Genomic DNA, 14,428 nt, shown 5'->3' with positions numbered 1-14,428 from the left:
TCGTTGTAATAGTGATCTTTGTATCATCACTCTCTTCCATTACTCACAACATTATTAATTATTTATTGTTGCAATCCTTCAAAATGACGAAAGGATTATGAGTTGTTTGCTATGGAAAAAATAAAAGTTTTGCTGAGGGGAACTTACCTCCCCATGAAGTCGCTTCTGGCGTTTGTTTTTATTGCATTGGCGTTGGTATCGGTCAACGATTTTCTCGTTTCTGAATATATACTAACGCATACACAAGCCTCACTTCTGCTATTGACAGGCGCAATGATCGCTATTTACGTGTACGTGCACATCACTAAAGCGTCATATACTAAACACCAGCGTGATAGCTATGCTTGGAATATAATGAACAACAGCCCTGAGATGGTTTGGGCTGTTAATGTGGAATACAAATTACTTTTTTTCAATGAGGCATTCCGATCTTCCATAAAGCTATTTTCCGGGCACGATTGCCGCCTCGGAGATGATGTGCTAGCCATAGATATGGCTGAGGACAACAGTAAATGGAGGGAGCTGTATAATAAAGCATTAAGAGGGATTTCTTTTACATTCCGGGATAGCATATCGGAGGCTATCGGCAATGCAAGCTATGAAAATTCATTTCAACCTTTAAGGAGCCCAAAGAGCGGCAAAATTGAAGGAGTAACATGTGTAAGCCGGGACATAACCTGGAAAGTTGTTCAGGAAAAGAGGCTCCGGGAAAGCAACGAAAAATTACAGATGGTGGTGGATGGAGCCAAACTGGGCATTTGGGATCTTGATGTAAAAACCTGGAAGGCTCAATACAACGACCTGTTAAAAGGAATGTTAGGTTACCCTCCAAAAGAATCCGATAGGTCTCAGGTCGCCTGGCAGAATTTGTTTCATCCGGATGATCGGGATGAAGCGCTGGATTTGATGAAAAAACACTTCAAAGGCGAAATTGATATGATTGATCTGGAATACCGGATGCAACATAAAGATGGCCGTTGGATATGGATACATAATAGGGGCAAGGTGATGGAAAGGGATAGTGATGGCAGCGCCGTTAGAGCCTTGGGCACACACACTGATATTACACAGCGAAAACTGGCCGAATCTGAGCTTCAAAAGCTCTCTTTGGTGGCAAGTAAAACACATAACGGAGTAGTTATAACAGATGCCAATGCGAGGGTGGCATGGGTGAACGAAGCATATGAAAAGATGACGGGATTTACCCTTGCCGAAATAGTCGGTAAATACCCTGCGGATGTTGTTAGTGGGCCCGATACCGATAGTGAGGCTGTCAGGAGGATTAAGGAGAAGCTTGCTGGAAACCAAATCATTAGGGAAGAGGTTGTCTACTACAAAAAGAATGGTGAGAAAATATGGGTGTCGCTTGAGATTACTCCGATTTTTGATGCAAAAGGAAAACTTGAGCGATTCATCTCAATCGAGACAGATAATACCGAACGGAGGAAACAAGACAATCAGCGTATGATTCTGGAGGCAGCTGTTAAAAACATTGCGGAAGCAGTTTTGATTATAAACAAGCCATGCGGAAAAAATGACACAATGTACAGGGTTGTCTACTCCAATGACGCATTCTCTAAAATGACTGGATTTAGTCCGGAAGAGGTGGAGCAGAGGAATCCCATTAGTTTGCTAAGGGGCCCAAAATCTGATAGCGGGAAATTGACAAAAGTGTTTGATGCTATTACCAGCGAAAGCTATATCCAGGAGGATTTGGTTTCCTACAAAAAGAATGGAGAATCGTTTTGGATCAATTTGGCGGTGTCGCCTGTCGGGGATTTGAGCAACAACAACCAGCATTATTTCGTCGCCATAATAAAAAATATAAGCGAAAGAAAAGAAGCGCAAAGCGAGGCCTTGGGCCTAACCAATGAGCTTGTTGCCCGGAACAAGGAGCTGCAGGAATTTACACAAATTGTTTCTCACAACCTGAGAGCTCCGGTAGTCAATATTCTTGGGCTGACTCAAATATTTGATAGGTCGCAGGCTTTCAATCAATACAACCTGAAGATACTGAAGCATCTTACCGAGTCTGCACAACAACTGGACACAATCCTTATCGATCTGAATGACATTCTTCAGGTAAGAGAATCGTCTACTCAAGCGAAGCAGAAGTTTATCTTAAAAGACCTGGTTCAGCAAGTGCTTTCATCGTTCATACTTCAAATCGAGGAGTCTGGGGCTAAGATTAGTTTGCAAGTCGATGATTCTATTCAGCTTGAAGCAATCAGGGGGTACGTTCACTCTGTGGTTCATAATCTTACCACCAATGCGCTTAAATACAGGAACCCAAGGCGACCATTGGAGCTTGACGTTACTGCCTATACGACCAAAAATGATTTGGTTCTTTGGGTGAAGGACAATGGCTTGGGTATGGATACGAAGCTGATTGAGGGTAAGCTATTTAAGCTTTATAAGCGCTTTCATAGCCACGTTGAAGGAAAAGGAATGGGATTATTCCTGGTAAAAACTCAGGTGGAGAGAATGGGTGGCACGATCAAGGTGTTTAGCACACTTGGCAAGGGCACTGCCTTCAGGGTGACTATTCCAAAGGAGAACTGCCTGGTGGAACGGGAGGAAATGCAATATGCCCTGGAGGTAAAGTAAGACTTGGTAATGCACTGCAATGTGTAAACTCTCTCTTTCCATTATTAAATAAAGGTTGCATCTTGGCGGTTTAACTTCTAATAAGTTATTCCGCCTTGAAGCTTAAACTCAATATATGGCTCACACTTTGCCTCTTTGTTTTCAGCACCATTTTTATTCTGGTGGTGTTCAATATTACCTATTCGAGCCTTGAAGAGGAGCTTGTTTTAAGAGCAAAAGACAAATTAAACGCCGTTAATATTCTTAAAAGACGGCTCATAGAGCTTCACCTGCGGGACAAAAAGCAAGAAGCGGATCACATTTTGTCAAACGCCGACCTACATGGCGTAAATGAGGCAGACCTGGTCGAAAACTTACAGTCGATATCCGAAATAAAACGAATAGAGGTTTTGCACGAATTTGACCCTAATCAGGTTCGGTTTGTAGCTAGCCTCGACTCGGACTCCACCTACTATAATTTTCTTTTCACGAGTGAGAAAAGGCAAGTCCGCCTGGTTTTTGGCTTGCAGGACATCCAGGATATTCTACTGGAGCGTACCGGGCTTGGTGTGACAGGCGAGTCGTACGTAGTTAATGAGCGGCATCGCCTTATGTCGGCCTCTCTCTTTCACCCTCAGGAGTACCCTACTAACATTTCCAGCCCGAGCCACGGTGTGTTGTCGGCTATTGGCGGCAAAGAGGACGTCACGATTTACACCGACTACAGAGATGTGGGCGTGATGGGAGCTTTTCGGCCCGTTGATTTTTATGGGATAAAAATGGCCCTCTTAACAGAAATTGACCTCGACGAGCTCATGAGGCCTATCTATTCAATTAGAGAGAAGATGGTCATAGTTGTGGGGATTTTGATGGCGGTGTCGTTAGCCATTTCTGTTTTTCTTGGTAAAATTCTATCGAACCCCATTGTGCAACTTCGAAGAGTGGCTGACCAACTGTCGCTTGGAACCTTACCTTCCGACATCCGACCTTCTGGTCCTGTGCTGGAAATGCAGCAGATCACACAGTCAATGGACAAGCTTATTCATTCTCTGAAGCAGATTGCATCATTCGCCTCCGATATTGGTGAAGGCAAGATGGAGTCGACCTATGTAATGCTGAGCAGGCACGATGAATTGGGGAAAGCCATTCTCCAAATGCGGGATCAGCTGGTTACGCTAAACAATGAAAAAAATGCGCTTGAGCTCAACTCGAAGCGAGTATTAATTGAAGCCCAGGAAAAGGATCGGGAAAGGATTTCCAGGGATTTACACGATGGGCTCGGAGCATTGCTAACCACGCTGAAGCTAAGGATGGAAAAGAGCGGCCTGTTGGTTGAAAATGCTGACATGCGAGATTTGATTGAAAGAACTATTTCGGAAACCAGAAGCCTGGCAAGGAACCTGATGCCGGCAGTGCTTCGTGATTTTGGACTAAGCGAGGCCCTTGAACAGCTTATTTCGGACATTGAAGACAGTACTCAGATCAAAGTTCTATTTTTTAATGAGCTGGAGAACTCCAACTATAGACTTGAGAAGGACAAGCAAGTATATATTTACCGGGTGGTACAAGAGGCGATCAACAATGCCATCAAGCATGCGCAGTGCGACGAAATTCAACTTTCAATCACTGTTTTCGATGACCACCTGGCGTTGTATATTAAAGACAATGGCATTGGTTTTGAGGTTGGTCAGAAAGATGGATTCACGGGTCTTGGACTCAGAAATATTGAGGAGAGGATAAGATTAATGGGAGGTGTTTTTTACATAGAGTCAGGAAAAGCCGGAACGGGCATAGAGATAGAAATACCAATATCATGAGTACTATTAAAGTCATAATTGCCGACGATCACCAGCTATTTCGGAATGGTCTCAGGGCTTTGTTGCAGGCGCAGGAAAGCGTTGAAATTGTTGGTGAGGCAGAAACTGGTGAGGCTCTTCTGAACCAGCTGACAACCACCAGGGCGGACATCATTCTGCTGGACATTTCTCTGCCAGACAAATCTGGGCTCGATATTCTCCCGCTGGTAAGAGAAAAATACCCTGACACAAAATGTATCATGCTTACCATGCATGAGGAGCTTCAGTATGTAAAGGAGAGCCTCAAGAAGGGGGCGTCGGGATACTTGCTTAAAGACACAAGCGAAAGTGAATTGCGGGAAGCTATACGTGGAGTATACCTCGGAAAGCGGCACTTTAAGAATAAGATATCGGAGCTTCTGCTGGAGGATATGTCCGGGCCGGGAAGCCCGTCACCTATACTTTCCGAAAGGGAAATTGAGATTGTGAAAATGGTGGCCGAGGGCAAAATCACCAAAGAAATAGCCGACAAGCTGTTCATTAGTGTTCGCACAGTAGAAACACACCGGTCACGCATCATGAAAAAGCTCGGTGCCGCTAACGCTTCTGAGATGATCAACGCTGCTTATCGCCGTAAGCTCATTTAGCGTTACGTATTTTCCACATCTGATTACGTATTTTCCACATATCCGATTACCCATTTTTTGCGAAGGCCGGGGGTGCCGTTAGTTCGTTTATTTGTATGAACATTAAACGCACCCTAATTATGTTAAAGGCAGCAACAACAACCCTTATTCTTGGCCTGGCTATATGTTTCAGTGCCAATGCACAAAGCAAGTCTTTGAAAGGCCCGGCGTATAAAAATGCCAGCCCGACTGAAAAGTATAAAGGAAGCAGCACCTTGCTGGTAAGAGGAAAAGCTCCCAAACCCAAGGGACCCGAGGCGAAAAATCAAAAGCCCTGGGATATTGACAAGTCGGAGTTTGTAGTGGTTAGGCTTGATGAATTAAAAGGAAAAAACACGAAGGGACTTAAAGGCCCAGCGTACAAAAACTATAAGCCTGAAGTGAATAACTAATGCAGGAACATTGGTTGGTAGGTTGATTAGACCGGCAGAAGGCCGGTCTTTTTTTACCTCTTCAGTAAGCTTCTAGGGAAATAAAGGCAGTCGCTACGATTGCCCGGGCAGCCTTTGGCGAAAAGGTGGATAGGTTCTTCGGTTGGTAGAGGTTGCCCAATTTCCCGTCCATTTTTTACTCTTCTCTTAATGTATCTGCCGGATTGTTGGCAGCAGTTTTTATAGTTTGCAGGGCCACCGTGGCCATAAGCAGCAGACAGATGCCCGCCAAAGTCATCAAATAGCTTATCACAGAGATATCAATCCTATAGGCGAAGTTCTCCAGCCACTTACTTACCCAGAAATAGCTCAAAGGAATGGCCAGCGCTGCGCCAGCAAGCATCACCATCAGGTATTCTTTGCCAATTAATCGGATAAGCGAGGTAAAATTGGCTCCCATCACCTTCCTGATAGCCATCTCTTTTACTCTTGTTTTCAGCGAGTAAGCAATCAACCCAAACAACCCAATAAAGGCGATAGTAATAGCCAGCCCGCTTAGCAGATAAAGCAACTGGAGCTGCTGCCTTTCATTTTTATAGAGGTTGTTATAAAGGTCATCAAGAAACTGGTATTCGAAAGGGTACTTTGGGAAAAGCTCATTCCAGGCACCTTCTATAACGGACATTGTTGAAGCTACATCATTGGTTTCAAGTTTTACCAAAAACGTGCGCAGCCATAAAGGTTCAAAAACCATAATGATAGGATCCACTTTGTTCTTCAGGGTTTCCTGATGAAAATCTTTCACCACTCCTACAACGGGGCCTTTTGCAAGCTTATAGGTGCCCTGGTTCCAATCTACATTTTTACCAATAGCCTCTTCTGGGGTTTGCCAACCAATAGCATGCATGGCAGTTTCGTTGAGGATGTAGGCCCTTCTTTTGCTTAGCAGGTATTCTTCAACATCGTTGTTGGCGCCGGTTAGCTGAGGAAGTGGTTCGTAGGCCAGGCTTTTTGGCAACGGCTCGCCTGCCAGCAGATCCATTCCCATTACGTCGATAAAGTCGTGATCGATTACCTGAATATCCATCGACGGGGCATCATCGGCGTTTTCCTGAATACCTTCCGCAGTCACTGTTCCTCCATCCCGTATTTCTCTGGAAGGTACTTCAAGACAGGCGCTGACTCCTTTGATGCCAGGTTGCCCATCGAGCTTATCTTTGAACAATTTGAACTTGTCTTTTACGGTATCCGGCACGCCAGGCAGGGCAATTACCTGGTCTTTTTCCATACCAAGGTTTTTCTCGTTCAGAAATACGAACTGCTGACGGGCTATCATGGCGCTGGCGATGAGCAGAATAGATATGCCGAACTGCAGGCTAATGAGTACTCTTTTTATACTAAACCGTCCTGTTTTTTTACCGATCGAAAAGGCTTTGCTGGTTTTGATAATGTTCACAGGCTTGAAAGAAGAAAGCACAAAAGCCGGGTAGAAACCGCCAAGCAGCCCGGTAACTACTGCCAGGCCGAACAATACGGCAACGAGTACTAAAGACGACAAAAGGTTCTCGGTTCCTGTTAGCTCCTTGAAAACAGGTAAAGCCAAAAAGGCCAGGGCCAACCCAAGCCCTGCGGCAGCCGTGCTGAACAATACCGATTCAGTTAAAGAATAGAACACAATCTGTTGACTTCCGGCACCAAGTATTTTACGCACGCCAATTTCCTTTGACCGGGCAATGGACATGGCGCTGGTCAGGTTCATGAAGTTGATGATAGCTAAGGCCAAAATGAGGATGGCTACCAGCAAGAATATTTTAACATAAGCAATGGAGCCGTTGGGCTTTATTTCCCGGGCGAGATTTGAATGGAGGTGGATGTCGCTCAAAGGCTGAAAGACAAACTCTGTGCCCTGAAGTGCCTGGTCTCCGTTTATCTTGATAGCCATTGCTTCCAGCTTTTCCTGAACAGACTCCATGTTGGTGCCTTGCTGAAACAATACATAGGTATACGCCCACCATGATCTTTCAGCTTCGTTTCGAAAAGAAATCAACATGTCGATGGGAAGATGAGTGTTGGCGGGAAGGTTTTTCATTACGCCGGTAACCTTATAGACGGTTTCGTCGGTAGACCAGTAGCCAGTGATGAATATTTCTTTGCCCATCGGGTCTTCGTTTGCAAAGTACTTTTCGGCAACAGCTTCCGATATCACGATGGAAAGCGGCTCGGCCAGGGCCGTTTTTGCATCGCCTTTTGTAAGAGGGAAATCGAAAACTTCGAAGACATCTTTGTCTGTTACAAAAGCATTGTCCTGCCTGAATTTTTCTTCTCCGATACGAATAAACTTGGGCTCATGGTTCTGAAAGCGGATGAGCTTCTCTGCTTCAGGAATTTCTTCGGGAATTCCGTTGATCCAGTCGGTATCTACTCTGGCGAAGTGTGTGTCGTAGCCGCTGGGTGATGTGTAGTGGACTGTAAGCCTGTAGATCTGACCCGACTTTGTGTGAAAGTTTTCAAAACTTGTTTCGAAATGCAGGTAAATCGCAATTAGAATAAAGGCCGCAAACCCAATAGCCAGGCCGCTGATATTAAGCAGGGCATGGGCTCTTTGCTTGGAGAAGTTTCGGCGAATGACTTTCAGGTAGTTGGTTAGCATGGAATAGGTATTTGTTGAACGATAAGTGGCCGAACGTTTAAATGCATAGCTTCGAAAGCACCTGATCACGTTCCACCAATAGATCAGCTTGGCCAGCCCGGGCGCTTTGCCAGCATGCAGCATGGCATAAAAGCTTTCCTCCAGGTCGCCCTCCAGCTCCTCCAGCCTGTCTTTGCGGCAGTACCAGCGAAAAAACTTCAGAGCTAGTGGTGGCGGGAAATGTTTTTCGTGACTCATGGCCTGAGAAACTATTGTATGGAAATGGCTGGAATTTGACTACGCAGTTGCTCCCGGAGCGAAGCAATTTCTTCCAGGGCCTTTCGTGCATATGGAGTCAGGTAAAACAGTCTCTTGCGCTTGCCACCTCTAAAGTCACCTGCCTCCCCTAGTTTCGACTCCAGGAAACCCTTCTCTTCCAGCCGGTACAATACCGTGTGGATGGCGCTTATATTGATGCTCTTGCCAGTTTGTTTCTTGTACTCTTCTACAATGGCAACGGAGTAGGCGCCATTATACAGCACCCCGACGAGCAGCAGCACGATCTCTTCAAAATTACCCAACCTTAGATTTTCCATATTTTATTCAGTATTGTAAGTAATATACCGAATCGGCGATAATATGTTTCACTTTTGTAAGGAAAAAGTGAGAGTGGGTCTATTATGAAAGCGACAACACCTCCAAAATCAATTTCCTGGCGCTGCTTGCAACAGAATTCTGGCTAGCTGTTACTCATGCCTTAGCGACTTGGCAGGGTCAAGCTTGGCTGCCCGAATGGTTTGCGATGCTGAGGCAAGTAGCGCAACGGCTGCGACGGCGAGGCCCGGGACTAGCAATAGCCAGGGAGAAAGGTCAATCCTGTTGGCGAAGTTGTCCAGCCAGCCCTGGTAAACTAGCCAGGAAAGGGGTATAGCCAGCACAGAACTAATTACAATCAACAGTAGAAACTCCCGGGTTAGCAGGCCAAGGATTGTCCGCTCCGATGCGCCCAGCACCTTTCTTATGCCTATTTCTTTGGTACGCATGCTAGCCGAAAATGAGGTAAGTCCAATCAGCCCAAGGCAAGCAACGAAAATGGATAGGCCTGAAAATAGGGCGACTACTTTGCCAAATGTTTGCTCGCTGGCGTATTGTTGATTGAAGTAATCATCGAGGAAAAAGTATTCAAAGACATTGCCAGGGAATGAAGACAGGTACTCCTCTTTTACCATTTCAATATTTGACTGGAGATTGGCTGTGTTAAGTTTGATAGAGTAGAATTGTCCGGCATCGGGTATGAGCCGGAAAATAAGGGGTTCGTGGCTCTCTTTAAGTGACTGCTGGTAATAATCTTTGGCAATGCCGATTACGGTGTATTGGTCTCCCCAGAATTCAATTTTGTTTCCGAGCAAGTCTTCCGGGTCGTCGAAACCAATCCACCTGAGGGCAGTTTCATTGAAAATGACATTGGTGGTTTCGGTACCAAATTCCTTGGAAAACTTTCTGCCAGCTACTATTTCAAGGCCGTAGGCATCAATAAAATCGTAATCCATCCCTACAATTCTATATTGTTTTGCCTCGCTGTCAGCTTGCGTTACCAAGCGAATTCCTCCGGCGTTCCAGTTGGGCTGCCGACCTGGCACCGAACTCGACGCCGTCATACTTTTGACAGTGGTTTGAGCGAGCAGTGTGTTCTTGAATGCTGTCAAGCGTTCGGTATATGTAGAGTCGGTTACATTGGGCCCTTTGATCACCAGTGTTTGATCAATGTCGACACCCAAATCCTGGCTTTTCATGAAGCCAAGCTGCTTTGTTACAATCAAAGTGCCGGCCATTAGAAACACTGATGCTGTCATTTGTAAAATAACGAGCCCCTTTCTTAGTAAGATGCCTCTTGGGGAAGTGCTCATTTTTCCTTTTAATACGCTTGCTGGCTGGAATCTGGCAAGCACAAACGACGGATACAGACCCGACAAAATGCTGCCTCCAGCGAAGAAGGCAAGCAACACAAACCAGAAGTAGGCGTCAGCTAAAAATGCATAGGAGACTTGCTGGCCTGTTAGTTCACTGAAGTAGGGGGTAGCGGCTAACACTATTACCAATGCAATGGCAACAGCCACTAAATTAGTGAGGGCGGACTCCAGCATAAATTGACCCACAAGCTGTCTTTTGTAGGAGCCCATTACCTTTCTTACACCTACTTCCCTCGCCCGGTTGATTGACCTTGCCGTTGCAAGGTTAACATAGTTGATCCAGGCAATGAGGATAATAAAAAAGCCAATACCCAGCAGCGCATACACCGTGTCACCGTCGCCACCTTGCTCAGTTTCATGCATCAGGTGAGAGTAAAGGTGAATGTCGGCCAGGGGTTGCAGGCTGAAGATCATCTCATGGTTGACCTCTCTGTTTCTTTCTCCAATTCTAGCCTCGACGAGGGTTGGGATTTTAGCCTCAAAGGCCGAAGCGCTTGTTCCTTCTTCCAGCTTAACATAGTTGAGAAAGCCATCCCACCACCAGGCATCATCTACCTCTGGTTGCCACGAAATGTAAGTAGCAAAAGAAACAAGCACACCAAACTTCAGGTGGGTATTGCGGGGTTGATCCTCAATTACTGCTGTCACCTTGAATCCTTGCCCACTATTAACGGTAATTATCTTGCCAACAGCTTCTTCTTCGCCAAAATATTTGCTGGCTGTTGATTGAGTGATTATGGAGGTGAATGGCTCTTTTAATGCATTTTCTCCACTTCCTGCGACTACCTTGTAGGGAAAAACCTTCAAGAAGTCATCGGACGCAAAGAAGGAGTTTTCTTCTTTGAAAACCTTGTCGCCAATCTTTACTGTAAAGCCCCAGTGGCTCAGCCTGGCGTAGCTCACCACTTCGGGGAATTCTTCTTTCAATGCTTTGCCTATAGCTGACGCACCTGCTGCCCATTGCGACCCGAGCTCCCCATTGTTATATCTGTCGAGCCTTAGCCGGTACACGTTTTGGTAACCTGGGAGAAATTTTTCATAGCTCAGTTCGAATCTTGCGTATTGAATAATTAGCAGGCAAGCGGCCAGGCCAATGGCCAGACCGATGATGTTGATAAAGGAGAAAGCCTTTTGTCTCAAGAGACTTCTAAGGGCCGTAACCAGGTAGTTGCGAAACATGGCGGTAGATTTAAGGTGGTACTGTTAAAAAGGACAAAAGTTACAGGCGAAGGTTGCTTTACAGATGATCCGGGAGTTTTAAACAGTGTGAGCGACGGTGGAGAATCACCGAATTTATGCCTGGTTTGCAGCTGAGTTCGCTGCGAATTCTGCTGGCAGATGCGTACCTTTACTTACACATCAATCAATAACTATGGATAGATTTAATCCCTGGCACCACGTAAGTCTTGGCCAAAAGGCACCGGAAATTATTAATGGCATTATAGAGATACCAAAAAACAGCCGAGCCAAGTATGAGCTCGATAAGGACAGCGGCTTGCTCATGCTGGACAGGGTGCTCTATTCTTCTGTTTACTATCCCGCCAACTACGGATTCATCCCTCAAACCTACTGCGACGACAAAGATCCGCTGGATATTCTGGTGTTGTCGCAAATCGAAGTGGTGCCTCTTTGCATAGTGCCTGCCAAAGTAATTGGCGTGATGCGCATGCTCGACCAGGGCGAGGCGGATGATAAAATCATTGCCGTTGCTCAGCACGACATGAGCTGGAACCATTACAATGATATCAGTGAGTTGCCTGATCACTTCAAAAATGAGATTCAAAACTTTTTCGAAGACTACAAAAAGCTCGAACACAAGACTGTGGTGGTGCACGACTTTATGGACAGAGTGGTTGCCATGGAAATTGTAGAAAAAGCTATTGAGGACTACAAAATCAAATTCAAGAAAGCCTAAACGAATTACACTAAGCGCTTCGTTTAGTTAATAGGCTTTCATACTAATCGTCATAGAAAATACCTATAGTCAGATTGATAATAACAATCAATTCGAGTGATCTATTGTGTGGTTTTGAATGTTATCTGATGGTAAAAGGATAACAATTTAAACCAATAGTATCATGAACTACATAGGAATAGATGAAGATGTGGCTGCGAGCGAAGTAAAAGCTTTGAATAGTTTGCTTGCCAGCTATCAGGTGTTTTACCAAAACCTGCGGGGCTTTCATTGGAACATCAAAGGAGAGAAATTCTTTGGGTTGCATGAAAAGTTTGAGGAATACTACTCAGCTGCCGCAGAAGACATAGACGCAATTGCTGAAAGAATTCTCACAATTGGCGGTGTGCCTTTGCATTCTATCAGTCAGTATCTGAAGGAGAGCAAAATCAGAGAGGTGACTGAAGTAAGCGAGGCAAGGACAGCTGTTGAGAGCATTCTTGAGCAGTATATAGAGCTTTTGAATTTGGAAAGACCTATTCTGGATCAAAGTGCCGAAGCGAATGATGAAGGCACTAACTCCCTCATATCAGACTTGCTGGCCAAGCAGGAAAAGACCATTTGGATGCTAAGCAGCTGGTTGAAGTGAAGGAGCCCGGAACACATGTAAAACAAAAAAGGGTTCATACAGTATGAACCCTTTTTTGTTTATAAGATAGTTTCTCGCTGCTACCAGCCTATGCCATAGAAAGCCTCCGTTCCATCGGGATAAACACCTTCAATCAGCGTTCCACCTCTTTTGTTGGCCATCACTCTTGCCAAGTCCTGAATATTTCTGATGGTGGTTTTGTCGATATTGGTGATGATGAAACCAGCACGAACACCAGCTTCTTTCCATTTACCGTCGTTTACCTCGGTGGCTTTTGCACCGCCTTCAATTTGCAGTTTCTGTAGCTCTTCCCTGCTCACATCTGTAAAGCTGCTGCCTTCAATGGAGAATGAACTTCTGGCCTCGACAACTTCAATAGAATCGGAAGTGCTTTTCAGCGTCACTTTCACGGTATTTTCTTTACCATCTCTTATGTAACCAACTTCCACTTTGTCGCCAGGCCTTTTAACGGCTATTTTTTCCTGCAGCTTGGCCACGTTGTCAACGGTCTTCCCGTCAATGGCGATAATTACGTCGCCTTTTTCCAGACCGGCATCAGCAGCGCCGCTGTTCGGATTAACGTTTTCTATGGAGATTCCTTTCAATACATTGAGTCCCCTTGCTTCGGCCAGCGCAGAATTCACATCCACTATGTTCACCCCTAACAGGGCTCTCTGAACCACACCAAACTCCTTCAAGTCATCCATCACTTTTTTCACAAGTGTGGTAGGCACAGCAAAAGAGTAGCCTGAATAAGAGCCGGTGTGGGTGGCGATCGCTGTATTGATACCAACAAGCTCTCCCCTAAGGTTGACCAATGCCCCTCCACTATTGCCGGGATTAACGGCGGCATCTGTCTGGATGAACGACTCAATTTGCAGGTTTCTGTTGCTGGGGTCACGCAGTATATTGATGTTTCTGCCCGTAGCACTCACAATACCAGCCGTTACAGTCGACCTGAACTCGAATGGATTACCAATGGCCAGTACCCACTCGCCGACGTTGATATGCTCCGAGCTTCCAAACTTTACGAAGGGAAGATTTTTACCATCAATTTTCAATAGCGCAAGGTCAGTTGTTGGGTCAGTGCCCACCACCTTAGCATCAAAAGTTCTGTTGTCATTCATAAGCACTTCCACCTCTGAGGCATTTTCCACCACGTGGTTGTTGGTTACTATATAGCCATTGTCGGCTATGATCACACCTGAGCCGCTGGCACCTGATGGAGCCCTTTGCCCCCTGTTACCAAAGAAGTCCTGGAAGTACTGATCAAATTGATTGTTGCTGGCAGTAGGTGTGGAGGTGTATTTTGACCTGATGTGCACCACGCCTGGTGTAGCTGCTTTGGCAGCGTATACAAAATTAAGTCCTTCTGGCACCACCACACTGGTTGTGTCGAGGAAATTGGAGAACCTTACATTCTGACGGTCTTCGAATGATGAAAACTCATCATTCTGGTTGTTTAGCAGTTGATACCCGCCTATAGCTATCATCGCACTCAAAAGAGAGGAGAATAGCATCGCTACATAAATCTGTCTTTTATTCATAACTCGGTTTTTTTTAGTCAGTTAACACCAGTGTAACGAAATAGGATCGTCTGTGATGCTACATTAACGTTTTTTAACAGGCATTGTGTTCCGCTAGCTAAAATAGCAGATTGTTGGCACAAAAAATTATGGTCGTGAATAAGGAAAATATGGCCGCTGTTTTTGCACAATTAAAATGAACCTGCTAATATTGCATTCCCATTTGACGAGCCTCTCTTTTGGCAAGTCATTCGGAACCAGAAAATTCCTCCTTAGCTCAGCTGGTTAGAGCATCTGACTGTTAATCAGAGGGTCCTTGGT

General features: G+C 45.3%; 10 protein-coding genes. 6 read left to right on the top strand and 4 right to left on the bottom strand.

Features of this window, described 5'->3' with window-relative positions:
• Nucleotides 1-111: 111 nt before the first annotated feature.
• The 4 genes from AAC052_RS25445 (at nucleotide 112) to AAC052_RS25430 (ending at nucleotide 5,460) form a co-directional block, all read left to right on the top strand.
• Nucleotides 112-2,607, top strand: a complete 2,496-nt coding sequence (locus tag AAC052_RS25445; protein ID WP_339816004.1) for a PAS domain S-box protein — start codon at nucleotides 112-114, stop codon at nucleotides 2,605-2,607.
• Nucleotides 2,608-2,702: 95 nt separating this feature from the next.
• A complete protein-coding gene (locus tag AAC052_RS25440; RefSeq protein WP_339816003.1) occupies nucleotides 2,703-4,403 on the top strand; it encodes a sensor histidine kinase in 1,701 nt (566 codons plus the stop codon).
• Complete coding sequence (locus tag AAC052_RS25435) at nucleotides 4,400-5,029, top strand: response regulator transcription factor (protein WP_317489473.1); 630 nt, start codon at nucleotides 4,400-4,402, stop codon at nucleotides 5,027-5,029. Before AAC052_RS25440 ends, AAC052_RS25435 begins: the two co-directional genes overlap by 4 nt.
• 119 nt (nucleotides 5,030-5,148) lie before the next feature.
• Complete coding sequence (locus tag AAC052_RS25430) at nucleotides 5,149-5,460, top strand: hypothetical protein (protein ID WP_317489474.1); 312 nt, start codon at nucleotides 5,149-5,151, stop codon at nucleotides 5,458-5,460.
• A gap of 175 nt (nucleotides 5,461-5,635) precedes the next feature.
• Here the strand turns inward: AAC052_RS25430 and AAC052_RS25425 are convergent, their stop codons facing one another.
• The 3 genes from AAC052_RS25425 to AAC052_RS25415 form a co-directional block, all read right to left on the bottom strand.
• Nucleotides 5,636-8,326: an ABC transporter permease gene (locus AAC052_RS25425; RefSeq protein ID WP_339816002.1), complete on the bottom strand. Its 2,691-nt coding sequence runs from the start codon at nucleotides 8,324-8,326 to the stop codon at nucleotides 5,636-5,638.
• Nucleotides 8,327-8,337: 11 nt separating this feature from the next.
• Nucleotides 8,338-8,664 carry a PadR family transcriptional regulator gene (locus AAC052_RS25420; protein ID WP_317489476.1) on the bottom strand — a complete coding sequence of 109 codons (327 nt, stop codon included), beginning with the start codon at nucleotides 8,662-8,664 and terminating at the stop codon, nucleotides 8,338-8,340.
• A 150-nt stretch (nucleotides 8,665-8,814) separates the two neighbouring features.
• Nucleotides 8,815-11,217, bottom strand: coding sequence for an FtsX-like permease family protein (locus AAC052_RS25415; RefSeq protein ID WP_339816001.1), 2,403 nt, complete (start codon nucleotides 11,215-11,217; stop codon nucleotides 8,815-8,817).
• 193 nt (nucleotides 11,218-11,410) lie between these two features.
• Here AAC052_RS25415 and AAC052_RS25410 point away from each other — a divergent pair, with 193 nt between their 5' ends.
• Nucleotides 11,411-11,953 carry an inorganic diphosphatase gene (locus AAC052_RS25410; protein WP_317489478.1) on the top strand — a complete coding sequence of 181 codons (543 nt, stop codon included), beginning with the start codon at nucleotides 11,411-11,413 and terminating at the stop codon, nucleotides 11,951-11,953.
• Between the two features lie 163 nt (nucleotides 11,954-12,116).
• Nucleotides 12,117-12,581, top strand: a complete 465-nt coding sequence (locus tag AAC052_RS25405; RefSeq protein WP_339816000.1) for a Dps family protein — start codon at nucleotides 12,117-12,119, stop codon at nucleotides 12,579-12,581.
• An 80-nt stretch (nucleotides 12,582-12,661) separates the two neighbouring features.
• On the opposite strand, the gene AAC052_RS25400 is transcribed toward AAC052_RS25405, so the two are convergent.
• Nucleotides 12,662-14,128 carry a Do family serine endopeptidase gene (locus AAC052_RS25400; RefSeq protein WP_339815999.1) on the bottom strand — a complete coding sequence of 489 codons (1,467 nt, stop codon included), beginning with the start codon at nucleotides 14,126-14,128 and terminating at the stop codon, nucleotides 12,662-12,664.
• Nucleotides 14,129-14,428: the final 300 nt, after the last annotated feature.

It is taken from the genome of uncultured Imperialibacter sp. (assembly GCF_963974565.1).
In the GTDB taxonomy this organism is placed as follows: Bacteria; Bacteroidota; Bacteroidia; order Cytophagales; family Cyclobacteriaceae; genus Imperialibacter; species Imperialibacter roseus.
Note: the sequence above shows the minus strand (reverse complement) of the source record. Positions and strands in the feature narration are given on the sequence as shown.